21 protein-coding genes are annotated in these 22,432 nt (G+C 63.4%); 13 read left to right on the top strand and 8 right to left on the bottom strand.

Annotation, left to right across the window (positions count from 1 at the left end):
* Positions 1 to 33: 33 nt before the first annotated feature.
* A complete protein-coding gene (locus tag FQ705_RS08300; protein ID WP_144139480.1) occupies positions 34 to 945 on the bottom strand; it encodes a LysR family transcriptional regulator in 912 nt (303 codons plus the stop codon).
* Between the two features lie 85 nt (positions 946 to 1,030).
* Here FQ705_RS08300 and FQ705_RS08295 point away from each other — a divergent pair, with 85 nt between their 5' ends.
* Entirely contained in the window at positions 1,031 to 2,131 is a 1,101-nt protein-coding gene (locus FQ705_RS08295) for an NAD(P)H-dependent flavin oxidoreductase (protein WP_144139477.1), read from the top strand.
* 40 nt (positions 2,132 to 2,171) lie between these two features.
* On the opposite strand, the gene FQ705_RS08290 is transcribed toward FQ705_RS08295, so the two are convergent.
* A complete protein-coding gene (locus tag FQ705_RS08290; RefSeq protein WP_144139474.1) occupies positions 2,172 to 2,408 on the bottom strand; it encodes a tautomerase family protein in 237 nt (78 codons plus the stop codon).
* Between the two features lie 68 nt (positions 2,409 to 2,476).
* Complete coding sequence (locus FQ705_RS08285; protein ID WP_144139471.1) at positions 2,477 to 3,187, bottom strand: SDR family NAD(P)-dependent oxidoreductase; 711 nt, start codon at positions 3,185 to 3,187, stop codon at positions 2,477 to 2,479.
* A gap of 249 nt (positions 3,188 to 3,436) precedes the next feature.
* Between FQ705_RS08285 and FQ705_RS08280 the strand changes: the two genes are divergently transcribed.
* The gene (locus tag FQ705_RS08280) at positions 3,437 to 4,651 is read left to right on the top strand and encodes a mechanosensitive ion channel family protein (protein ID WP_144139468.1); all 1,215 of its coding nucleotides are present in this window, start codon (positions 3,437 to 3,439) and stop codon (positions 4,649 to 4,651) included.
* Here FQ705_RS08280 and FQ705_RS08275 read toward each other — a convergent pair.
* The gene (locus FQ705_RS08275; protein WP_144139465.1) at positions 4,634 to 6,931 is read right to left on the bottom strand and encodes a xanthine dehydrogenase family protein molybdopterin-binding subunit; all 2,298 of its coding nucleotides are present in this window, start codon (positions 6,929 to 6,931) and stop codon (positions 4,634 to 4,636) included. The genes FQ705_RS08280 and FQ705_RS08275 overlap by 18 nt on opposite strands.
* Positions 6,932 to 7,459, bottom strand: coding sequence for a (2Fe-2S)-binding protein (locus tag FQ705_RS08270; RefSeq protein ID WP_144139462.1), 528 nt, complete (start codon positions 7,457 to 7,459; stop codon positions 6,932 to 6,934).
* A 147-nt stretch (positions 7,460 to 7,606) separates the two neighbouring features.
* Between FQ705_RS08270 and FQ705_RS08265 the strand changes: the two genes are divergently transcribed.
* Positions 7,607 to 8,503 (top strand): LysR substrate-binding domain-containing protein, encoded by an 897-nt coding sequence (locus tag FQ705_RS08265; protein WP_144139459.1) that lies wholly within the window; start codon positions 7,607 to 7,609, stop codon positions 8,501 to 8,503.
* Here the strand turns inward: FQ705_RS08265 and FQ705_RS08260 are convergent.
* Positions 8,500 to 9,387: a LysR substrate-binding domain-containing protein gene (locus FQ705_RS08260; RefSeq protein WP_144139456.1), complete on the bottom strand. Its 888-nt coding sequence runs from the start codon at positions 9,385 to 9,387 to the stop codon at positions 8,500 to 8,502. The genes FQ705_RS08265 and FQ705_RS08260 overlap by 4 nt on opposite strands.
* A gap of 242 nt (positions 9,388 to 9,629) precedes the next feature.
* Between FQ705_RS08260 and FQ705_RS08255 the strand changes: the two genes are divergently transcribed.
* The 10 genes from FQ705_RS08255 (at position 9,630) to FQ705_RS08205 (ending at position 20,153) form a co-directional block, all read left to right on the top strand.
* A complete protein-coding gene (locus tag FQ705_RS08255) occupies positions 9,630 to 10,586 on the top strand; it encodes an amidohydrolase family protein (protein WP_144139453.1) in 957 nt (318 codons plus the stop codon).
* The gene (locus tag FQ705_RS08250; RefSeq protein WP_012428924.1) at positions 10,586 to 11,512 is read left to right on the top strand and encodes an amidohydrolase family protein; all 927 of its coding nucleotides are present in this window, start codon (positions 10,586 to 10,588) and stop codon (positions 11,510 to 11,512) included. Before FQ705_RS08255 ends, FQ705_RS08250 begins: the two co-directional genes overlap by 1 nt.
* 108 nt (positions 11,513 to 11,620) lie before the next feature.
* Complete coding sequence (locus tag FQ705_RS08245; protein ID WP_144139451.1) at positions 11,621 to 13,018, top strand: UbiD family decarboxylase; 1,398 nt, start codon at positions 11,621 to 11,623, stop codon at positions 13,016 to 13,018.
* Complete coding sequence (locus FQ705_RS08240) at positions 13,015 to 13,623, top strand: UbiX family flavin prenyltransferase (RefSeq protein ID WP_144139448.1); 609 nt, start codon at positions 13,015 to 13,017, stop codon at positions 13,621 to 13,623. Before FQ705_RS08245 ends, FQ705_RS08240 begins: the two co-directional genes overlap by 4 nt.
* A gap of 40 nt (positions 13,624 to 13,663) precedes the next feature.
* Positions 13,664 to 14,776: a CobW family GTP-binding protein gene (locus FQ705_RS08235; protein WP_144139445.1), complete on the top strand. Its 1,113-nt coding sequence runs from the start codon at positions 13,664 to 13,666 to the stop codon at positions 14,774 to 14,776.
* Positions 14,777 to 14,864: 88 nt separating this feature from the next.
* A complete protein-coding gene (locus FQ705_RS08230; protein WP_144139442.1) occupies positions 14,865 to 16,205 on the top strand; it encodes a nucleobase:cation symporter-2 family protein in 1,341 nt (446 codons plus the stop codon).
* A gap of 96 nt (positions 16,206 to 16,301) precedes the next feature.
* Positions 16,302 to 17,687 (top strand): amidohydrolase family protein, encoded by a 1,386-nt coding sequence (locus FQ705_RS08225; protein WP_144139439.1) that lies wholly within the window; start codon positions 16,302 to 16,304, stop codon positions 17,685 to 17,687.
* Between the two features lie 13 nt (positions 17,688 to 17,700).
* Positions 17,701 to 18,432 carry an Asp/Glu/hydantoin racemase gene (locus tag FQ705_RS08220; RefSeq protein WP_144139436.1) on the top strand — a complete coding sequence of 244 codons (732 nt, stop codon included), beginning with the start codon at positions 17,701 to 17,703 and terminating at the stop codon, positions 18,430 to 18,432.
* A 527-nt stretch (positions 18,433 to 18,959) separates the two neighbouring features.
* Entirely contained in the window at positions 18,960 to 19,445 is a 486-nt protein-coding gene (locus tag FQ705_RS08210) for a GNAT family N-acetyltransferase (protein ID WP_144139433.1), read from the top strand.
* A gap of 54 nt (positions 19,446 to 19,499) precedes the next feature.
* Positions 19,500 to 20,153, top strand: a complete 654-nt coding sequence (locus FQ705_RS08205) for an aspartate/glutamate racemase family protein (RefSeq protein WP_144139431.1) — start codon at positions 19,500 to 19,502, stop codon at positions 20,151 to 20,153.
* 146 nt (positions 20,154 to 20,299) lie between these two features.
* Here FQ705_RS08205 and FQ705_RS08200 read toward each other — a convergent pair whose 3' ends face one another.
* Both FQ705_RS08200 and FQ705_RS08195 read right to left on the bottom strand, forming a co-directional pair.
* Positions 20,300 to 20,632, bottom strand: a complete 333-nt coding sequence (locus tag FQ705_RS08200; RefSeq protein WP_144139428.1) for a hypothetical protein — start codon at positions 20,630 to 20,632, stop codon at positions 20,300 to 20,302.
* 238 nt (positions 20,633 to 20,870) lie between these two features.
* On the bottom strand, positions 20,871 to 22,376 hold the full coding sequence (locus FQ705_RS08195) for a PLP-dependent aminotransferase family protein (RefSeq protein WP_144139425.1): 1,506 nt from the start codon (positions 22,374 to 22,376) through the stop codon (positions 20,871 to 20,873).
* Positions 22,377 to 22,432: the final 56 nt, after the last annotated feature.

The raw sequence follows: 22,432 nt of genomic DNA, 5'->3' as shown, positions 1-22,432 counted from the left end.
CCGGCCGCTCGTATGTCCGGCCAGGGTCGATCATTACGATCCGAGCCTTTCCATCAGGAAGTCGACGAAGCTCCGCACCCGCGACGACAAATGCCGCGCGTGCGGATAAAGCAGGACGAAAGGCCGTGAGCAACCGCCATAAGGAATCAGCAGTTCTTCGAGTGTCCCGTCGGCAATGTCTTTGTCGACGATGAAGCGATAGGTCTGAAAAAGGCCCGCGCCATGACGCGCCAGGGTCACACCGGAAAGCACGTCGCCCGACGACACGTACGCGCCGCGCGTCGTCATCTCGAACGGCTTGCCTTCGCGATTGAACAGCCACGGAAGATTGCGGCCGGTACTCGGCAACGCATACTGGATGCAGTCGTGGTGAAGCAGATCGTCGGGCGTATCCGGTTTGCCGGCGCGATGCAGATACGCCGGCGACGCGACGATCACCAGTTCCGCATCCTCGATCTTTCGCGCGATCAGACCGGAGTCGGTCGGCGCGCGTCCGCGAATGGCCAGGTCGAAACCTTCGTCGGCGAAATCGATATTGCGGTTGCTCAGATGGGTTTCGATCGTGATGCCAGGATGACTCGCGCGAAACTCCGCAAGCAACGGCAGGACGCGATAGTGGCCATACGGTGTCGGCATGCTGATGCGCAGCACGCCCGTCGGTGTGGTCTGCTGGCCGGTGGCTTCGCGCTCGGCATCGGCCAGTTGACCCAGCGCCTGCCGGCATTGTTCGAAGTAGCGCCGCCCTGCGTCGGTGAGCCGGATCTGCCGGGTCGTCCGTACGAACAGCCGCACGCCGAGGCGAGTCTCGAGACGTGCAACCGTGCGGCTCACCGCGGCGGGCGTCACGCTCGCGGCAGTCGCGGCCAGCGTGAAACTTTCGAGCTCCGCCGCGAGACAGAAGAGTTCGATGCTGCCCAGAAGGACATCTTCAAATTGACGCTGCATGGACGCTCGACACCCTCGTTGCGGACTCAAAATCTGAATCGGACTATCAGGACTATAGTGTGAAACGCTCTGAGGAGGAATCGACATGACCAAGCCGACTGACCACCGTACCCTGCTGCGTTTGCTGGGAATCGACAAGCCGATCATCCAGGCGCCGATGGCCGGCGTCAGCACACCTGCACTGGCCGCGGCGGTCTCCAATGCCGGCGGCCTCGGCTCACTGGGCGTCGGTGCGACGAACGCCGAGGGCGCCCGCAAGATGATCCGCGAGACCCGCGCGCTGACGGACAAGCCGTTCAACATCAACGTCTTCTGCCATCACCCGGCACACGCCGATCAGGCAATCGAGCAGCAATGGTTGAGCTGGCTCGCGCCGTTGTTCGAGAAGTACGGGGCCACGCCGCCGGCGTCGCTGTCGGAGATCTATACGAGCTTCGTTGCGGACCCGGCCATGCTGGCCGTATTTGTCGAAGAGAAACCGGCGATTGTCAGTTTCCACTTCGGCCTGCCTTCCGCGGCTGTGATCGCGGAACTGCGTCGGGCCGGCATCAAGCTGCTCGCCAGCGCAACCAGCGTGGCCGAAGCCGAGCAGGTGGCGGCGGCGGGTGTCGATGCGATCGTCGCGCAAGGTATCGAGGCGGGCGGCCACCGCGGCAGTTTCGACCCGGATGCAGCCGACGCCCGCCTGGGCACGTTTGCGCTGACGCGTCTGCTGGTCCGCAAGTGCTCGCTACCAGTGATCGCTGCGGGCGGCATCATGGACGGCGCGGGCATTGCGGCAGCGCTCGCACTGGGCGCTCAAGCGGCGCAGATGGGTACGGCCTTTGTCGCCTGCGCGGAAACGTCGATCGACGAGGGCTACCGGCGCGCGCTTCTCGGCGACGCGGCTCGCCATACGACCTTCACTGCGGCGCTTTCCGGTCGGTTGGCGCGAAGCATGGTGAACCGCTTCACGCAACTCGGCGACGACGCACACGCGCCGCAACGGCCCGCCTATCCCATTGCGTACGACGCGGCCAAAGCGTTGCACGCCGCGGCGAAAGCGAAGGGCGAGTTCGGATATGGCGCGCACTGGGCCGGACAGGCGGCGGCGCTGGCGAGGTCATTGCCAGCGGCCGCATTGATCGCTCAACTGGAACGCGAACTGAAGGAAACTATCGAGCAGTTGCAGCAGTTGCTGGGCTAACGGGTTAGTGGGTTAGCGAGCGAGCGGATAAGGCCGGCGCTCACGTCGGCCGCGCGGCTCGCTGCTTGCGATATTCGTCGACCGGCAAGCCGCCCCAACCCCAGTTCTCTTTTTCCACTTCCTCGATCACCACGAAGGTCGCTTCGAGCGGCTTGTGCAATACGTCGAGCAACAACTGACTCACGCCGGCAATGAGCCGGGCTTTTTCGTCAACGGTAACGGAATCGTTGCCGGGTTGAGACCCTTCGCGGGTCACTTGAATGGTGACGATGGGCATGTCGTTCTCCGTGATGGTGGCGTAACCTGACAGGCGCCGGCTAGCGGCGCCCCAGGTGTGCTCGCTGCTCAGTGGCCGGCGCTCTGGCCACCGTCTACATGCAGGATTTCGCCCGTCACGAACGGCGCGCTGTCCAGATATAGCACAGCGCCCACGATATCGCCCATCTCGCCCATATGACCCATTGGATGCAGCGAGCCGAGCGCGGCATGGGTTTCCGGTGCATGCATCGGCGACTTGATGATGCCCGGCGAAACGGCGTTGGCACGGATGCCTTTCTTCGCATATTCGATGGCCAGCGACCGCGTAGCCGCATTCAGGCCACCCTTGGTCAGCGACGCCAGCACCGAAGGCACGCCCTCGATCGCGCGATCCGCCAGCGTAGTGGTGATGGTGACCACGTGACCGCTCGCCTGCTTTTCCATCTCGGCAATCGCCAGTTGCGTGATGTAAAAGAAGCCGGAAACGTTCACGCCGATGAAGGCGGCATAGTCTTCGGCGGTGTAATTCGTGAAAGGCTTGGCGATGAAGATACCCGCGTTGTTGACCAGTGTATCGACGCGGCCGAAGCGCGCGAGGGCCTCGGCAATCACGCGCTGCGCGGTGGCCGGGTCGGCGATATCGCCCGCGACCGTGGCGATGTTCGGGTCGTCCGAAGGCACCACGGCCCGCGCGGTGGCGACCACGCGGTAGTCGAGCTTGCGGAACGCTTTGACCAGTTCGGCGCCAATGCCTTGCGATGCACCGGTGACGACGACGACTTTCTGTGACGTGCTCATGATTGACCTCTGGGTAATGTGTTCAGGTTCATATGCTGATCGGGCCAGCGGCGCCGATGGGTATGAAATCTAGGCGCATTGGCGCCAAACACAAATACCCGTCATGGAGAAACAGTCGTGCGTGCCAGGTACAAATGCGCCCCGCCCGCTGCCGGCGCGAACGGCGGGTTCCTGTTCTGCGAAGTGATCGTTCGCCGGGACGCCGCTACAATAGCCGTCGTGCGAGCTTCACCGGCAACGGGAGAGTCTATGTTCGACAAGGCGCTACGTATCGAGGGCGGGCCGGACTGGCATCACTTCCACGTCTATACGGACAGCGAGTTCGTCGCGGTACTGATCGTCGTTGCACTGCTGCTTGCGATCCTGTTCGCGAGTGCGATCTGCTACTACGTCACGCGCCGGATCATGCTGATGATCGTCGGCCGCTTTGCCCGCCAGGAACAGCATAAATGGCTGCGCGCCGCCGAACGCCACAAGGTGTTCCACCGCCTCGCGCCGCTCGTGCCCGCTGCCATCCTCTATGCGGCCGGTCCGCTGCTGTCCTCGCTTACGTTCCCCATGATCGCGGCGCTCGGACATCCGCTGGCGCTGCTCGCGGCCTGCTACATGGTGTACACCTTGCTGCGCGCCGCACTGGCGTTTCTCGAAAGCGTCAGCGAGCGCTACAGTCACTTCCCCGTGTCAAACGAGCGGCCGATCAAGAGCTTCCTGCAAATCGCCACGATCCTGTTCTACGTGATTGCGCTGATCGCCGTGGTCTCCGTGCTGCTGGAGCGCTCGCCGGCTTACTTCCTCACCGGCGTCAGCGCCATGACGGCGCTCTTCATCATCATCTTTCGCGACTCGCTGCTCGGTTTCGTGGCCAGTATCCAGCTCACCGCTTACGACATGCTGCGCGTGGGCGACTGGATCGAAGTGCCCGGCTATGTCGCCGACGGCGAGGTGATCGACATTGCGCTGAATACGATCAAGGTGCAGAACTTCGACAACTCGATCGTCATGCTGCCGAGCTATGTCCTGCTGACGAACAGCGTGAAGAACTGGCGCGGCATGACCGAGTCGGGCGGCCGCCGCGTCAAGCATGCGATTCATTTCGACGTCGATACCGTGCGCTTTCCCGATGAAGCGCTGCTTGAGCAATTGCGTCGCGAGATCGATTTGCCGGTCGCCGCGTTGGCGTCCGGGCACGCCGGGCGGCACACGAACCTCGGCCTATATCGTCTCTATCTGACGGCGCATTTCCGCGATCATCCCGCCGTGCGCCACGACATGCCGATGCTGATCCGGCAATTGCAATCCAGCCAGCCTGTGGTCGCGCTGGAAATCTACCTTTACCTCGACAAAACAGGCTGGGAAGCGTACGAAAACCTGCTGTCGGATATGCTCGACCACGCTTATGGGCTCGTGCCGCTGTTTGGATTGCGCTGCTGGCAGCCGCAGTGTCCGTCAACCCCGCAGTCCTAGCGTCGGGTGCGTTGCTTTCGATGATGTCGGGTCAGGCTGCGCTGCCACTTTCTCAAGATCGAACGGCGTATCGCGTAACCGCTTGCCGGTCAGCCTGAACACCGCATTCGCCACCGCCGGCGCGACCGAAGGGCTCGACAACTCGCCCACGCCGCCCGGTTTGGTCACGTCGCCCTGCACGATCTGAATATCGATGTCGGGCATATCGCTCATCCGCATCACGCGATACGTGTCGAAATTCTTCTGCTCGACCTGCCCGTGACGAATGTCGATGCGATCGGCCGTCGCGTGCCCCAAGCCCCACATCAAACCGCCGTACAGCTGTTCTTCGACGCCGCCCGGCGAAACCGCGAGGCCGCAGTCCGCCACGCAGGTCAGCTTCTCGATCACGACACCATCGCCCTTGCGCGCGACCCGCGCAACCACCGCCACGTAACTGCTATACGCCTGGTTCGTCGCGATGCCGAGCGCCGTGCCGGGCGGCAGCGGTTCGCCCCAGCCCGCGCGCGCCGCAGCTTCGCGCAACACCGCCTGGTGGCGCGGATCCTTCATATGGGCAAGCCGGAAATCGACGGGATCGCGGTGCCCAGCGTGCGCGGCTTCATCCATGAATGACTCGACGGCAAAGACGTTCGGAATGTAACTCACCGCTCGATACCACCCCGTCGGCACACCGGTCTCGTGACGCACCCAACCGATATCGACATGCGGCGCACCGTACGCGAACTCATACTTGCTGATCGCTTCGGTGGTGCTGTAGTCCATCCGGTCGGGGCGATCGAAGTAGCCGGGCTCCCACTGCTCCGGCGAAGCCGGCATCACCGCGCGCAATTGCAGCGTGGTCAGATTGCCGTGAGCATCGAGCGCGGCCTTCGCACGGTGATAGCTCGCCGAGTGATAAAACAGCGCACGCATTTCATCTTCGCGGCTGTTCATCAATTTGACCGGCTTGCCGGCTTTCAGCGCGAGCCACGTGACTTCGAACAGCCAGTACTTCGACTCGCGCGAGCCAAAGCTGCCCCCCGAAACCAGCTCATGCAACACCACGCGGTTCGCAGGAATACCGCCGATTACCTCCGCGGCCTCCTGTACGGTGGACGGCACCTGCAGGCCGCCCCAATACTCGATACCGCCATCTTTGGCCCACGCCGTGACGTTGACCGGCTCGAGCGGATTCTGTGCCTTATAGGGCATCGAATACGCGGCCTCGATCACGCGGGCGGCGCCAGGCCATGCCGTTTTGGCGTCGCCGCTCTGGATCGTCGGCACCACACGCGCGGCGGGATCGTCGAGCCATGCCGCCTGACGCGCTGCCAACGTAGCGCTGTCGAAGGTCTCGAGCACGCTGTCGTCCCACTCGACACGCAATGCGGCCTGTCCTTTGTGCGCCGACCAATAGTCATCGGCCAGCACGGCGACACCGGCCTGATTACCGCCGAGAATCTCGGGACGACCCGGAATCTGCACGACCTGCCTAACGCCCGGCACTGCCAGCGCGTCTTTTGCGTCCACGCTGCGCACGCGTGCGTCGATCACCGGGGCACGCGTGACGACGGCCACCAGCATGCCCGGCAATTTCACGTCGATGCTGTACGGAAACGCACCTCGGGCCTTTTGCGCGGCGTCGCGCTTCTTCTGCAACTTGCCGATGTATTTGAACTCGGACGGGTCTTTCAACGCCACGTCTTTTGGCGCGGGCAATTGCGCCGCGTCCCTGGCGAGCGAGCCATAGTTAGCACGCTTGCCGCTCGCCTTATCGACGACGAAGCCGTTTTCCGTCGACAGAAGCGACGGCGCGACGTTCCATTGCTGTGCTGCGGCGGCGATCAACATCGACCGCGCAGTGGCGCCGGCCCGCCGCAAGCGTTCGTACTCCAATGACACGCTCGTGCTGCCACCCGTGGAGAACACTTTCCACAGCGGGTGAATGTAGTCGCCGTAGAACGGATTTTCCGGCGTGATGACCTCGACACGAAACGGATCGACATCCAGCTCTTCAGCGACGACCGCTGCCAATGCCGTGCGAGTGCCGGTGCCCGAGTCGTGCTTATGGACCACCAGCTTGATCGTGTCGTCGGGCAGCACGCGCACCCACGCATTGGGTTCGAATTCGCCGGGCTGCGGATGGGGATCGCCGCTACCGTTTTCAGCCTTGGCGAGCGCCTCTGGTAGCTGAAAACCGATCGCGAGACCCGAGGCCAGCAACGCCGAGCTCTGCTTGATGAAGCGGCGGCGCGCCGCGCCGTGAGCGCCGCTTAGTACCTGTTTATCGTTGCGCATTCAGGCCTCCTCTTGGGACGCGTGAAAGGAGCAGGCGGAGGTGCAAGCTGGCGAGTCTGAAGCCGCCAGCGCGGGGTCGCCGGACGCAGCGCGACGGATCGCCTTGCGAATCCGGCCATACGTCCCGCAGCGACAGATATTGCCCGACATCGCCGCCGCGATGGTGTCGTCGTTGACGGTGGGCTTGTCCTTGAGAAACGCAGCGGCCTGCATCAACTGACCTGACTGACAGTAGCCGCACTGCGGAACATCTTCGGCGACCCACGCAAGTTGCAAGGGATGCCTGCCGTCCGTGGACAGACCTTCGATCGTCGTGATGCGCTTGCCCGCCACCGCGGCCACCGGCAGCAGACACGAGCGCACGGCCTCGCCTTCCAGATGCACGGTGCACGCGCCGCAAAAGCCGCCACCGCAGCCGAATTTCGTGCCCGTCAATGCGAGCCGGTCGCGCAACACCCACAACAAGGGCATGTCTTCCGGTACATTGTCGAGCGAATGCGGCGTGTCGTTGACCACGATCTCGATCATGCGCTGTCTCCTGAATTATGTTGCGCAGCGCGGCGTAGGGTTGACTCACTGCATGACGCGAGCCGCGCGCTTGCGGCCATTATTGAAAGCCGTTGAGTCCGACGCCAGCGACGATTTCTTCCACCCTCCGTAAGTTTGGCTAACACCATGCTGAAGCGCTATCCCTCCATTCAGTCGATGCAAGCGTTTTTGCAGGCAGCGCGCGGCGGCAGTTTTTCAAGCGCGGCGCGTCAGTTGTCCCTCACGCATAGCGCGATCAGCCAGCAGATCCGTACGCTCGAAGAGTTTGTCGGGCAGCCGCTGTTTACTCGCGAAGGTGGCCGCGTGGTGCTGACCGACGCGGGTGCGCTGTTCGCCAATCAGTTGACGGACGGCTTCGAACAGATCGATCGTGCGTTGTCATCGGTGAAGGAGCGCACGCTCAGGCAGTCGATCACGCTCGACGTCGACCCCGAACTTGCCCAAAGCTGGCTGGTGGCGCGTTTGCCCGCGCTACTCGCGGCGCTCACCGGCACGTCGATGACCGTGCTATCGACGCCGCGTCATGAACGCAGCGCGTTCGAACGCGCGGATATCGCGCTGCGGTATGGGTATGGAGAATGGGACGGTTTCGACAACGCGCTGATCTGCGGTGACCGCTTGACGGCCGTCGGCTCCCCTGGCTTGCTCGCGGCGACGGGACTTGGCGCGCCGCTTACGCCGGAGCAACTACTGACCTTGCCTTTACTGGGCTACACGAAGCGTTCGTGGATTCCGTGGCTCGCCGCTGCAGGCATGGCGGCCCTCGAGCCGGAGGCTATCGCGGTGTTCGACAACGCTGCGGGTCTGATCGCCGCCGCCAGCGCGGGAGTCGGCGCGGGTCTCGCGCGCGGCCTGCTCGCCGCCGATGCGATCCGCGAAGGCCGTCTGATCGAACTGACGCAAGTGGAGATTCCAACGCACTACAACCTTTACGCCGTGTGGCCGCGCGAGAAAGCGGAGCGAGTAGCGCCGCTCATCGAAACGATACGCGAACTGGTCGCGCAAACGGTCAAGCCAGGTTAGCTCAAACTGGCGGCCACCTCGCGCACCGTCTCCAGAAACAGCGTCAACACGGCAGAAGGCGGCTCCGCGCGATAGCGCGCATGCAGCGACACTTCGGGTCGCGGCGCAGCGACCGGCACGAACGCAACCCCGCCGGTCGACAATTGCCGCGCCGACGAAGGCAGCAATGCAACCCCCAAGCCCTCGCGCACGAGGCACAGCAGCGTATGCACCTCGACCACCTCCTGCTCGATCCGCGGTGTAAACCCTGCTTCGACGCAACAGTCCTGTAAGAAGCGCGCCAGTTGCGATTGACGCAAACCGAACGACACGAAAGGCTCCGCTTCCAACTCGCGCAGCGCGATCGCCTCACGCGCCGCGAGCCGGTGTCCTAACGGCAACGCGATCACGGCCGACTCACGCATCACCACTTCGCTGCGAATCTCGGGGTCCTCGTGCGAGACGCGGAAGAAACATACGTCGAGCCGCCGTTCTTTCAGCGCGAGAATCTGCGCGGCCGGGGTCATCTCGTGCAACGTCCAGCGCACTTGCGGATGCTGCTGCGCGAAGACCCGCAACGCACGCGGAATCGGCTCGACCATCGCCGAACTGATGATGCCGATCTCGAGACTCCCTACTTCGCCGCGACCTGCGCAGCGTGTCAGGTCGATCGCGCGCTCGAACTGCGCGAAGATCAGCGGCACCTGCTCCTTAAGTGTTTTCCCTGCCTCGGTGAGCTCCACACGATGCTGCGAGCGCGTAAACAACGCGGTGCCCATCTCCTCTTCGAGGATGCGAATCTGCTGACTCAACGGCGGCTGCGAAATGTGCAGCCGCGCGGCTGCCCGGCCGAAATGCAGTTCGTCGGCAAGCACCGCGAAGTAACGCAACAGCCGGATGTCCATATCGCAAACGTATCAAGATCGTGGTTAAAAAATATTGTACAGAGCGTTTTTATCTTGTGAGACTGCATCGCAAGCAGCAGTGCACATCAGTGTGACACTCGATGCCGGCGAGGGGAAGGCGCGTAAGTACTGCGCCTTGCAAAGGGCCGCATGGGCTAGCCCAACAGGGCTCGTTTCCATCGATGTGCCTGCCCGCGATCCGGCAACTGGATACACCAGTTCCTCTCAAGGAGATCGAGTACATGATCATCGACACCAGCTGTTACCCGACCAACCTGGTCGACCTCGCGTGGCGCCATGACGGCGAGCCATTTTCCGGCGAGCGTCTGATCGAGGTGATGGACGGTCCCTATACCATCAACGGCAAACCGCGCCGTATCGACAAGGCCTTCATTCAACCGCCGCAAGGCAACACCATCTATACGTGGACCGACGGCAACCGTTCGGGCCGCGAGTCGATCGACGACTACATGGCGTACACCGTCGAAATGACGCAGAAGTATCCGGACCGCCTGATCGGTTGCTTCGTCTACAACCCGCGTTGCGGTCCCGAGAACGGCGCGGAAGCCATCGAGTTCTATGCGAAGGAACACGGCTTCAAGATGGTGCAGTTGCAGGCCAACATGCACGCGTACCGTCCCGACCGCGCGCTCGACTGGCTGCGCCCTGCCTTGCGCAAATGCGCGGACCTCGGTCTGCTCGTCAAGCTGCATACCGGTGACGGTCCGTACAGCATTCCGAGCGAGTGGTATCCGCTGATTCGCGAATTCCCGTCGGTCAATTTCATCATGGCGCACTTCGGCGTGCAGACCGGCGGCGTGTATTGCTTCGAGCCGTATCAGATGGCGCTCGATACGCCGAACGTGTATTGCGAGTCGAGCTGGTGCCTGCAATCGCGGATCGTCGAATTCGCCAAGGTGCTGCCGACGCACAAGATTCTCTACGGTTCCGACACGCCGCCGAACGAGCCCGGCATGTGGCTGCGTCTGCTCGAAGTGTTGTGCCACGAACCGCCGCAAGGCCTGAATCTCGACGAAGACACGCTCGAGGAATACCTCGGCAACAATCTCGCCCGCATGATCGGTCTCGAACCGAGCGCGCCGCCGCGAAGCGTCGAAGAAGCGCAAGCCTATCTGAAACACCACGCCGGCGCGTCGAAGCAACCCGCCGCCCAAGCCGACTTCGCAGGAGCACGCTGATGATCATCGATACCCATCTGCATCCCACCAATCTCGTCGACGAAGCATGGCGTCATACCGGCGAGCCGTTCACCGGCGAACGTCTGCTGAAGATGATGGACGGTCCGTACATCATCAACGGCAAGCCGCGCCGTATCGACATGGGTTTCATCCAGCCGCCGCCGGGCAACACCGGCTACCGCGACGGCAATCGGCGCGGACGCGAAGGTATTCGCGACTACATGTCGTACATCGCCGAGCTGACGCAGAAGTACCCGGATCGTTTCATCGGCAACTTCACGTACAACCCGCGCTGGGGCCCGGAAAACGGCGCCGCCGAACTCGAATTCCACGTGAAGGAGTACGGTTTCAAGATGCTCAAGCTGCACGCGAACATGCACGGCTACCGGCCGGATCGCGCGCTCGACTGGCTGCGTCCGGCGATGAAGAAGTGCGCTGAACTCGGTGTGGTCGTGCTGATCCATACCGGCGATGGACCGTACACGATTCCGACGCAGTTCTATCCGATCATCCGCGAATTCCCGATGGTGAATTTCATCATCGGTCACTTCGGGATTCAGACGGGCGGCAACTATTCGTTCGAAGCCTTCTGGATGGCGATGGATACGCCCAACGTGTACTGCGAATCGGGCTGGTGCTATCAGTCGCGCATCGTCGAATTCGCTCGCGAACTGCCGCGCAACAAGATCGTGTTCGGCACCGATTCGCCGCCGAACGAACCCGGCATGTGGCTGCGCGAACTCGAAATGCTGTGCGGCCCGGCGCCGCAAGGCATGAACCTCGACGAAGACGGACTCGAAGACTACATGGGCAACAACATCGCCCGTCTGGTCGGCATCGAACCGACCAAACCGCCGAAGGACCTGGCCGAAGCGGAAAAGCGTCTGAAGGCGACTTACGTGAATGACGTCACGCAACCGGCTTAAGGCTCGTTGATGTTGGGAGAGGCGGCCGCGGTCGACGCCGCGCTCGCCTCTCGCTGGCTCGCTTCATCGACCAGTCCGCTTTCGTTATCGCTTTCGACGGAGTTCACTATGGCGGATAACCTCTTCCGCGCCACGCAGGATTTTCACCGCTTCGCGCTTGCGTATCGCGAGCAGTATCCCGACGACGTGCTGACGCTATCGCAGCCGCTGTCCGCCGATCAGGATGTGACGGCGGTAGTCGCGGACCTTGCGACCCGTGGACAACATCCCATGTTGATCTGCGAACAGGTCGACGGAATCGCCACGCCGCTGGCCACCAATTTCTTCGCGTCACGCTCACGCATCGGACGGCTGTTCGATGTCGACGCGACCGGCCTGTTCGATGCGTATCAACAGCGTGCGAATGCGCCGCTTGCACCGGTGTTCGTATCGAATGGTCCCGTGCTCGACCGGGTCACGGAAGGCGACGCGGTCGATCTTTCGCAGTTGCCGATGATCCGTCACTTCGACACCGACCGTGGCCCCTACATCACCAACGCGGTGATCGTCGCCGAAGATCCCGTCACGGGTGTGGCCAATCTCAGCTATCACCGCTCGATGCGCCATGCGCGCAACGCGCTCGCCACCAGCCTGCATTCGCGCGGCCATCTATGGCGCATGCTGCAAACCGCCAAGGCGCGCGGCGATAACCTGAAGGTCGCGATGGTCGTGGGTGCGCATCCGTTATTCATGCTGGCTGCCGCCGCGCGCGTGCCGTTCGGCACCGATGAACGCGCCATCGCAGGCGGCTTGTTCGGCGCGCCGCTGGAGCTCGTGCGCACGCCGCGTTATGGAATCGGCGTGCCCGCTGCCGCCGAGTTCGTACTGGAAGGCACGATCGATCCCGACGCTTACGCCGAAGAAGGCCCATTCGGCGAGTTCACCGGCTACTCATCGGATCGTTCGACCAACAACGTGTTGCGCGTCGACACGATGATGCGCCGCAACGACGCGTGGCTCGTCGACGTGGTCGGCGGTCCGTACGCGGAACATCTGACGCTGGCTCGCCTGCCGCGCGAAGCGGAAATGAGCGAGAAGCTGAAGGCGCGTTTCCCTTCCGTCACGGCGCTGCACTATCCCAACTCCGGCACGCACTTTCACTGCTACGTCGCACTGAATCAGACTCGCGACGGCGAAGCGCGCCAGATCATGCTCGCCCTGCTCGGCTGGGACCCGTATCTGAAGAACGTGGTCGCGGTGGATAGCGACATCGACATCACCGACGACTCGCAAGTGCTGTGGGCCATCGCCACGCATTTTCAGCCGCATCAGGATGTGTTCATCGTGGACGGCTTGCCGGGCAGTCCGCTCGATCCGTCTTCCTCGGCGGCGGGCACGACGTCGCGCATGGGCATCGACGCAACACGCGGCTCGCAATTCGACGGCATCCGCGCGCAAATCAGCGAGCAGGCATCGCAACGCGCCGCGGACATTCTGGCCCGCGTCGCGGCAGGGGTACGGCGATGAGCGCGCAGCGGATGGTAGTCGGTATAAGCGGCGCGTCGGGATTCGCATATGGCGTGCGTCTGCTGCAACTGCTGCGCCGACTCGATATCGAAACGCATCTCAGCGTTTCCCGCAGCGCCTTGCTGACGATGACCCACGAAACCGACTACAAGTTCGCCGACGTCGCTGCGCTCGCCGACGTCACGTATCGCTGCGACGACATGGCCGCCGCGATTTCCAGCGGCTCGTTCCGTTCGCTGGGCATGATCGTCGCGCCCTGTTCGATGAAAACGCTGGCAGAGGTTGCCAGCGGTATGTCGTCGAGCCTGATTTCGCGCGCTGCCGACGTCACGCTGAAGGAACGCCGTCCGCTGGTGTTGCTGGCGCGCGAGACGCCCTACACGCTCGCGCACCTGCGCAACATGATCGCGGTCACTGAAATGGGCGCGATCGTCGCGCCGCCTGTCCCGGCGTTTTACGCGCGCCCGGCTTCGCTCGACCAGATGATCGATCACACGCTAGGGCGCGTGCTCGATCTGTTCGGTCTCGAAGCGGGCACCGTCAAACGCTGGCGTGAAGTGCAAACAGAAACACGAGCAGACGCACCAGCACCGCATATCGCCTGATAGCCGAACCGCAGTACGAACGAAGAAACGGAGACGAGCCATGAATCACATTCACACCACGCACAACGAAATCGAGAAAATCCCCGTCACGGTGCTGACCGGCTTTCTTGGCGCCGGTAAAACGACGCTACTCAACTACATCCTGCGCGAGAAGCACGGGCGCAAGATCGCGGTGATCGAAAACGAGTTCGGCGAAATTGGCATCGACGGTGGCCTCGTGCTGGAATCGACCGAAGAAATTTACGAAATGACGAACGGCTGTGTGTGCTGTGTCGGCGCGGTGCGCGAAGATCTGGTGAGAATCGTGCGCATGCTCGTGGAGCGGCCCGACCGGCTCGATCACATCATCGTCGAAACGAGCGGACTCGCCGATCCCTATCCGGTGGCGCAGACTTTTTTCCTCGACGACCCGATCGCAAAACAGGTAACGTTGGATGCCGTCGTCACGATGGTGGACGCCAGACATATCGCTGCGCATCTGGACGATCTGGTACTCGACGGTAGCGACAATCAGGCGGTCGACCAGATCGTATGCGCAGACCGGATCGTCATCAACAAGATCGATCTGGTGAGTCGCGACGATATCGCCTCGCTAACCGAACGCATTCGCGGGCTCAATGCGACGGCCGAGATCGTGGAATCGAGCTATGCACAGATCGATCTCGACCGGATTCTCGGTGTGGGAGCGAATGAGTTCTCGCAGATTCTCGTCGAGACCGACGGCCTCCACGAAGAAGAGCATGCGCATGCTCACGAGCATCACGACGAATCGCACGAAAACGATCACGATCACAGCCAGCCACACGCTCATTCCGACGACGCGCACGACGACCACCAGCACGACGAAAGCGTCTCCTCGGTCGGTATCGAAGTCGATGCCGATATCGACCTCGACGCCCTGCAGAACTGGCTCGCCGAGCTTCGCGATTCGGACGCCGCCAACCTGTTCCGCATGAAGGGCATTCTCGCCGTGCAAGGCCAGTCGCACCGCTATGTGCTGCAGGGCGTGCACAACGTGATCGAGTTGCGCGCGGCCCAGGTGTGGGGCAGCGAGCCGCGCTCGTGCCGCATCGTATTCATCGGACGCGATCTCGATCGCGCCGCGCTGACCGACCGCTTCCATGCCTGTCTTGCCGTGCCGGTTGCGGCCTGACGGGAGAGCCGGTCGGCGCGCGAAGTGATGCTGTGCGGCTACGTCCGCGCGGCGCGCTCCGATCGAAAACCAGATAAGGAGACACGTCATGAACACCGCCATACACCCCGTCGATCGGATTCTGCCGAAGCGCCAGATGATCACGCTCGGTTTGCAGCACATGCTGGTGGCTTATATCGGCGCCATCGCGGTTCCACTGATCGTCGCGTCGGCGCTGAAGATGTCGCCGGCGGATACCACGGTACTCATCAGCACCGCGTTGTTTTGCTCGGGTATCTCGACGATCCTGCAGACCGTCGGCATCTGGAAGTTCGGTGTGCGTCTGCCAATCCTGCAAGGCGTCGCCTTCAGTAGCGTGGGACCGGTGATCGCGATCGGCACGAGTCCGGGCGTCGGCTTTGCCGGCGTGTGCGGCGCGGTGATCGGCGCGGGTCTCTTCACGATGTTTGCCGCGCCGCTGGTCGGCCGATTAAGGCGATTCTTCCCGCCCGTGGTGACCGGCTGCATCGTGACGGTGATCGGCTTGCAACTGTTCCCGGTCGCCTACCAGTGGGCCGGCGGCGGCGAAGCCGCACAACAGCAGTTCGGCGCATTGCCGTTTCTCAGCGTCACTTTGTTCGTCGCTCTCGTGATTCTCGCGATCAACCGCTTCGCCAATCCGTTCCTGCGCAACCTGTCGGTGCTGATCGGTCTGATTGCGGGCGGCGTTCTGGCGTGCTCGCTCGGCATGGGCAATTTCGCGAGCGTGGGCGCGGCGCCGTGGTTCACGATGCCCGTGCCGTTTCACTTCGGCACACCCGTGTTCTCGGTGGTGCCGGTGTTGACGATGATCGTCGTGATGGTGGTGCAGATGGTCGAATCGATGGGTCTGTTCGTCGCGATCGGTGACATCGTCGACAAGGACGTGAGCGAGGAAGACGTGGTGCGCGGCATGCGCGCCAATGGTCTGGCGAGCGCGATTGCCGGCATGTTCGCGGCCTTCCCGTTCATCGCGTTCATGGAGAACGTCGGGCTCGTGATCCTCACCGGCGTGCGCAGTCGCTGGGTCGTGGCGATCAGCGGCGTGCTGATGTGCGTGGTGGCACTGGTGCCGAAGATCGGCGCGGTGGTGGCCTCGACGCCGTCTGCGGCGCTCGGTGGTGCCGGCATCGCCATGTTCGGCGTGGTGGTCGCAGCCGGCGTACAGACGCTGGCGAAGGTGGACTTCGAGCGCAATCGCTACAACGTGCTGATCGTCGGCTTTACGATCGCGACGGCCTTGATTCCGGTGATGGCGCCGCAGGTCTTCAAGCACATGCCCGACTGGACCCAGCCGTTTCTGCATAGCGGTGTCGTGCTGGCCTGCCTTGTCTCCGTCGTGCTGAACGCGGTACTCAACGGCGCCCATGAAGAAGACGTCGTGCCGGCGCACAACATGGTCCGCGAATAAGCGGTCGCGAGGCGCGTGCGCGATTGGCCCGCGATTGAGCCGCGATTGACGGCGGCATCGCGCACGCCGCCGCAGCAAATGAAAGGACACTGAATCATGAGCATGCAAACTGAAGCCTTGCTGATCAAGAATCCCGTCGCGGTGATGAGCGGAATCAAAGGCGATCACGCGAGACTCGGCCAGGTCGATCTGCGAATTCGCCATGGCCGCATCGAAACCATCGCGCCGAATCTGGCGCCGCGCGCTGACGAGCGGGTGATCGACGCGCGATCCTGCGTGGTGTATCCGGGCTGGGTGAATACCCATCATCATCTGTTCCAGAACCTGCTGAAGGCAGTGCCGTCCGGCATCAACGCGGACCTGCAGGAATGGCTGGCCGCGGTGCCCTATCCGCGCCTCGGACGCTTCACGCCCGACCTGGCGCGCGTCGCCGCGCGGCTTGGCATGGCCGAGTTGCTGCTGTCGGGCGTGACGACCTGCGCCGACCATCACTATCTCTATCATGCCGAAGGCAGCACCGAAACCGGCGACCTGCTGTTCGACGAAGCGGCCTCGTTCGGCCTGCGTTTCGTGTTGTGCCGGGGTGGCGCATTGCAGGCAGCGGGCGATCATCCCGGCTTCTCGACACTCGCGCTCAAGCCCGAGACGCTCGATCAGATGCTCGCCGACATCGAGCGTTTGAAGTCGCGTTATCACGACGCGGGCGCGGCTTCCATGCGTCGCGTGGTCGTCGCGCCTACCACGCCCACCTTTTCGCTGCCGCCCGAGTTGCTGCCCGAAGTGGCGCGGGCCGCGCGTCGCATGGGCTTGAGGCTGCACACCCATCTGTCGGAAACGACCCGCTATGTCGATTTCTGCAAGGAGCGTTTCAACAAGCTGCCCGTCGAGTTCGTCGCGGATCACGAATGGCTGGGACCGGACGTGTGGTTCGCCCACCTCGTGCATCTGCAGGCGAGCGAGATCGCGATGCTCGCGGAAACCGGCAGCGGCTGCTCGCACTGCCCGGTCAGCAATGCGCGGCTCGGCAGCGGCATCGCACCGGCTCCGCAAATGGCGGCCGCGGGCGTGCCGATGTCGCTGGCCGTGGATGGTGTCGCGTCCAACGAGTCCGGCAGCATGACCAACGAAGCGCATTTCGCATGGCTCGTGCATCGCGCGGCACAAGGCGCGTCGGCGACCACCGTCGAAGAGACGATCCACTGGGGCAGCGCGGGCGGCGCCGGGGTGCTCGGTCTCGACGCAGTCGGCACCCTTGAGGTCGGCAAGGCGGCGGACTTCGTGCTGTACGACGTCGGCGATCTGCGCTTCAACGGTTTCCACGATGTGGCGGTCGCGCCGGTGACAGCGGGCGAGCCTGCACGCGTACGCTACAACGTGGTGAACGGCCGGGTCGTGGTGGACAACGGCATCATTCCCGGCCTCGATCTCGAAGAACTCCGCTATCAGGCAGCCGAGGGTGTGAAGCTGCTGCTTGCCGACTAAAGGACGCCGAGCGATGCAAAGCAAACGGATTCGGCTCGGCATCCTGACGCCGTCCTCCAACACCGTGCTCGAGCCGATCACGGCGGCGATGCTGAGCGAACTGCCGCATGTCAGCGCCCACTTCGCCCGCTTCACGGTGACGGAAATCGCCCTGTCCGAGCGCGCGCTCGGCCAGTTCGACATCGGCCGGATTCTCACGGCGGCGCGTCAACTGGCCGATGCGCGAGTCGACGTCATCGGCTGGAGCGGCACGTCGGCAGGCTGGCTCGGGTTCGAGCGCGATCGCGCGCTGTGCCGCCAGATCACCGAAGCGACGGGAATTCCCGCGACGACGTCGGTGCTGGCGCTCAACGAAATTTTCGACAGGACGGGCGTGCGGCGCTTCGGCCTCGTGTCGCCCTACGTCGACGAGGTTCAACAGCGGATCGTGCGTCACTACGAGCAACTCGGGATCGAATGTGTGGCGGAACGACACCTCAATCTGCAGGACAATTTCAGTTTCGCCGACGTACCCGATAAGCAGTTGGCCGTCATGATGCGCGAGACCGCATTCGCCAGGCCCGATGCCGTGACGACGTTCTGCACGAATCTGCAAGCGGCGCATCTGGCGCGGGCTTTCGAAATCGCCACCGACATCCCCGCCTACGACACCGTGGCAACCGTGCTGTGGAAGGCGCTGCGGATGCTTGACGTGGATACGACGCCGCTCGCCAGTTGGGGCCGCCTGTTCGACAGCGTGCGATAGTGCGGCCCCTGGTTCAGGCAATACGTCATTGCCTGGGCGGCATGGCCGGCGGCAGCGCCGCCAATCGTTGACGAACGCCGCATCGAGTCGCTCGGGCAACATGAAACCGGGTTGGATCGTGCCGCATTGCCAACTTCGCGCGCGACTGTCCGTCAGATGAAACTCCAGTTTGGGCCCGTAAAAAGCGCCCTCGCCTCCATGCACGTCGAACTCGATGCCGGCCGAACACGCGGCATTCGCCAAAGCGCTCTCGGCACGCTCCCACGTTGCGTCGCTACCCGCAGGCAGGGCCGGCCGCGTAGCGAACCCGACGGCTCATCGCGATGACAGGCGCCGAACTGTCCCAATGACCGCTCTTTTCCCATAGCGACCGAGCCAGCAATTGCGGCGAGCGAATCTCACGAAAGCCGGCGTGTCGCATGTCGCAATCTCTGCACGCATGACATGCGTGCGACGCGTGCCATGCTTGCCCTGCGGCGAGACTTTTGCCAGACTGCGATTCGCCAATCACGTTTCGAGCCCCTACCTTGACCATTCGCATTCGCCCCGCCCTTGCCGCCGACGCCGCGTTGATCCTTCGCTTCATCACCGAACTCGCGGTGTACGAGAAGGCCGAGCACGAGGTCGTCGCCACGGTCCATGACATCGAAACGAGCCTGTTTTCGGCCGACGCCACCGCCAAGGCGCTAATCTGCGAAATGAACGGCGAGCCGGTCGGCTTTAGCGTCTACTTCTTTTCGTATTCCACGTGGCTTGGCAAGCCGGGGCTTTATCTGGAAGACCTGTATGTGTCGCCGGCATCGCGTGGCAGTGGCGCGGGCAAACAGATGCTGCGCCACCTCGCGCGTCTCGCGTGCGAGACCGGCTGCGGCCGCTTCGAATGGAGCGTGCTCGACTGGAACGCGCCGGCCATCGGCTTCTATGAAGCGATCGGCGCGAGCGCGCAAAGCGAGTGGGTGCGCTACCGGTTGGCCGGCGAAGCGTTGACGGCATTCGCCGCGAGTACGGACTGAGGCTTCGGCTCTGTCGCGGCGAGAATACTGTACAACCCGATTTGGTGGAGAGCCATGCGCCTCGTCTTCCTGCATACCGCTGAAAGCAGTATCGCCTTGTTCGACAAAGCGGCTCGCGACGCCAATCTCGCAGCGCTCGAGCTAACGCACGTGGTGCGTGCGGACCTGCTCGCGGCCGCTGAACGCGCCGGCGGGTTGAGCGCAGCAATCGCGACGCAAACGCAGGCGGCACTACTCGCGCTTTGCAAGGACGCGCACGCCGTGGTGCTGACCTGCTCGACGCTCGGCACAGCCCTGGATGACGCCCTCGCCGCACGTGCCGCACCGGTTCCCGTGCTGCGCGCCGACGCCGCGCTCGCCCATCGCGCGGTGAAAAACGGTGGCACGGTGGCTGTGCTCTTTACCGCGCCGACAACGTATGAGCCGACGATGCAATTGTTTCTCGAAGCCGCCACGCATACTGGCGCGAAAGTCGAGTTGAAAATGGTCGACGGCGCTTGGGAGCGATTCAAAGCGGGCGACTCCGCCGCTTATCTGGCGGCAATCGCCGCTGCGGCAGACGCGGCCTATGCCAATGGCGCGGACGTCGTCGCTCTGGCACAAGCCTCGATGACCGGCGCGCGTGGACAAGTCACGCGAGGCAAGCCGTTGACTTCCCCCGAGGCCGCTATCGCGGCAGCCGTTCACGCAGCCGCGCTGCCCGACTGACAACCGCTGACAGGCGATCTTCATCGAACACATCATCAAACGGAATGTCGTGCAGCACGGCGAGCCGATGCGCACGCACTCGAAGCGCGGCACATGGAAAGAATAATTTGTGGGCGACGACCCGCTGGCCGCCGCCAGGCGTCGCGTTAATGTGGCGCTTTACCGTTGGGCACGGCGTCGAGCGGTTTGTGCTGTTCTTCACCGAGTCCCGGGAAGAATGCATTCCACGCGGCGCGCACGCCTTGCGCCGCCGTGGCCTCCGCGCTGATCGACTCAGCCTCGCCATCGCCCGATTTCGCCGGGTCCGCGGACAAGCCGCGCCAGTGCGTAAAAACCAGCAACGGCTTCTCGGTCCAGATGCCGTCGCCATATTTTGCAAATGCCGTGTCCCCGCTCGTCAACTGCACCTCGTACCAGCCTTCTCGGACGGGCGTGTGGGCGGCAAGCTCAAACCACGGGGTCGGTTCGATTTCCTTCATGTCGTCTCCGGTCGGATAGATCGTCATCGATAACCACAACAAAGGCATTCTTCATGCCCGGGCGGACTGCCCGGCTGAGATGCGCCAACTGCGTCGCAATGCTGCGGTGCAGTGCGGTACGCCCCGCATGATCTGCGGGCGATCCACCGGCGTTGCCGGTCGCAGAATCGCCACGCATAGACGACACGATAGCGCGACATGGGTCGCGCGGACAAACGTAAAAACTTCCACGAGGCGTCTAACGTCGGGCACCGCTTGCCGCTTTGCGCGTCGGCTTGCCGTGCGCTTTGTCCACCAGCCCCGCCAGCAGGCCGATAGCAGGCGCAAGTCGCTCGGCAGCGGTGTTGCCGTAGCCGATCACCAGGCCGTTCGTGTGTGCGCGCGGTTCGAGGGCGAAGCTCGACAGTGCGCGCGGGTTCAGTCCTTTCTCAAGCGCGCGGTCGACAAGGGCCCGATCGTCGATCTGCGCGGGTAGCCGCAACGTCAGATGCATCCCGCAATCGCCGCCGAGAATATCTGCCGGTGCGAATTGCAGGGTCAGTGCCTCGCGCAACGCCTGCTGGCGTTCCCGGTACAGACGTCGCATGCGGCCCAAATGCCGCCCGAACTCGCCGCTCGCGACGAAATGCGCAAGCGCCAGTTGCTCCAGGCGATGCCCGCCGCGCAGCATCTCCTGCAGCGCGACGGCCGTGTGCGTGGCGATGCCGCGCGGCAGCACCACGAAGCCGATGCGCAGTGCCGGGAACATCGTCTTGCTGAACGAGCCGACGTATAACACCGGCGCATCCTCCACCAGACCTTGCATGCTCGCGATCGGCTCGCCGGTGTGACGGAACTCGCCGTCGTAATCATCTTCGATCAGCCATGCGCCGTGGCGGCGCGCATCGGCGATCAGCGCCAGCCGGCGCGCCACCGACAGCACCGCGCCGGTCGGATACTGATGAGCGGGCGAGGTGTAAATCAGTTTCGGCGGATGCTTGCGCCACGCGTCGGCGGGCACCGCCATGCCTTCAGGGTCGACGGGCACAGGCCGTATTTTGAGGTCGCCTTGATTGAAAGCGGCCTTCGCGCCGCGATAACCGGGATCTTCGACCCACGCGATGTCGCCCGGATTCGTGAGCAGCCGCACGCAGAGATTCAGCGCTTCCTGCGCGCCCTCGGTTATCACGACCTGCGAACCATCGCAACGCACACCGCGCGCCATCCGCAGATGCGCGGCAATCGCCTCGCGCAAGGCCGGTTCGCCCGCGGGATCGCCGTAGCCGAGCGCGAGTGGCAAGCAGCGTTCCATCGACCGTTCGAGCGCGCGCCGCCAGGCGCTCAGCGGGAAGTGGTCGAGCGCGGGCGTGCCGGGCGTCAATGGAAAGGTGTTGTCGGCATGCGTGCGGGTTGCGGTGAACTGACCGACGCGCTCCGCGTAGGCGACGGCGGACGCGGCCGCCGGTGCCGCCCGTTCGCCGCGTGCGGCCGGGCTGGAGAGCGCACTCACGCGCGTGCCCTGGCGGTCGGCCAGCACATAACCGACGGCGGCCAGATGTTCGTAAGCGATCACCACAGTATTGCGCGACACACCCATTTCGGTCGCCAGCAAACGCGACGAAGGCAACAGCGATCCCGCCGGCAGACGTCCGGCGAGGATCGCCTGCTGAAGACGCTCGATCAACTGCTTTTGCAGCGAACCGGGCTTTTCGCCGTCTCCGCCGGGCGCGGACGGATCGGCGAGCGGGCCGATGATCTCGATCATTGTCGTCTGGACCTATCAAATGGAGTGATCGTGGATCTTTTTAACATACCACGATT

Origin of the sequence: Paraburkholderia sp. BCC1884 (genome assembly GCF_900996225.1) — a bacterium.
Classification (GTDB): Bacteria; Pseudomonadota; Gammaproteobacteria; order Burkholderiales; family Burkholderiaceae; genus Paraburkholderia.
This window is presented reverse-complemented; position numbering and strand designations above follow the sequence as displayed.

Excerpts from the sequence above, each read along its gene's own strand:
- FQ705_RS08300 (WP_144139480.1), bottom strand. The coding sequence starts at position 945 with ATGCAGCGTCAATTTGAAGATGTCCTTCTGGGCAGCATCGAACTCTTC.
- FQ705_RS08295 (WP_144139477.1), top strand. The coding sequence starts at position 1,031 with ATGACCAAGCCGACTGACCACCGTACCCTGCTGCGTTTGCTGGGAATC.
- FQ705_RS08290 (WP_144139474.1), bottom strand. The coding sequence starts at position 2,408 with ATGCCCATCGTCACCATTCAAGTGACCCGCGAAGGGTCTCAACCCGGC.
- FQ705_RS08285 (WP_144139471.1), bottom strand. The coding sequence starts at position 3,187 with ATGAGCACGTCACAGAAAGTCGTCGTCGTCACCGGTGCATCGCAAGGC.
- FQ705_RS08280 (WP_144139468.1), top strand. The coding sequence starts at position 3,437 with ATGTTCGACAAGGCGCTACGTATCGAGGGCGGGCCGGACTGGCATCAC.
- FQ705_RS08275 (WP_144139465.1), bottom strand. The coding sequence starts at position 6,931 with ATGCGCAACGATAAACAGGTACTAAGCGGCGCTCACGGCGCGGCGCGC.
- FQ705_RS08270 (WP_144139462.1), bottom strand. The coding sequence starts at position 7,459 with ATGATCGAGATCGTGGTCAACGACACGCCGCATTCGCTCGACAATGTA.
- FQ705_RS08265 (WP_144139459.1), top strand. The coding sequence starts at position 7,607 with ATGCTGAAGCGCTATCCCTCCATTCAGTCGATGCAAGCGTTTTTGCAG.
- FQ705_RS08260 (WP_144139456.1), bottom strand. The coding sequence starts at position 9,387 with ATGGACATCCGGCTGTTGCGTTACTTCGCGGTGCTTGCCGACGAACTG.
- FQ705_RS08255 (WP_144139453.1), top strand. The coding sequence starts at position 9,630 with ATGATCATCGACACCAGCTGTTACCCGACCAACCTGGTCGACCTCGCG.
- FQ705_RS08250 (WP_012428924.1), top strand. The coding sequence starts at position 10,586 with ATGATCATCGATACCCATCTGCATCCCACCAATCTCGTCGACGAAGCA.
- FQ705_RS08245 (WP_144139451.1), top strand. The coding sequence starts at position 11,621 with ATGGCGGATAACCTCTTCCGCGCCACGCAGGATTTTCACCGCTTCGCG.
- FQ705_RS08240 (WP_144139448.1), top strand. The coding sequence starts at position 13,015 with ATGAGCGCGCAGCGGATGGTAGTCGGTATAAGCGGCGCGTCGGGATTC.
- FQ705_RS08235 (WP_144139445.1), top strand. The coding sequence starts at position 13,664 with ATGAATCACATTCACACCACGCACAACGAAATCGAGAAAATCCCCGTC.
- FQ705_RS08230 (WP_144139442.1), top strand. The coding sequence starts at position 14,865 with ATGAACACCGCCATACACCCCGTCGATCGGATTCTGCCGAAGCGCCAG.
- FQ705_RS08225 (WP_144139439.1), top strand. The coding sequence starts at position 16,302 with ATGAGCATGCAAACTGAAGCCTTGCTGATCAAGAATCCCGTCGCGGTG.
- FQ705_RS08220 (WP_144139436.1), top strand. The coding sequence starts at position 17,701 with ATGCAAAGCAAACGGATTCGGCTCGGCATCCTGACGCCGTCCTCCAAC.
- FQ705_RS08205 (WP_144139431.1), top strand. The coding sequence starts at position 19,500 with ATGCGCCTCGTCTTCCTGCATACCGCTGAAAGCAGTATCGCCTTGTTC.
- FQ705_RS08200 (WP_144139428.1), bottom strand. The coding sequence starts at position 20,632 with ATGAAGGAAATCGAACCGACCCCGTGGTTTGAGCTTGCCGCCCACACG.
- FQ705_RS08195 (WP_144139425.1), bottom strand. The coding sequence starts at position 22,376 with ATGATCGAGATCATCGGCCCGCTCGCCGATCCGTCCGCGCCCGGCGGA.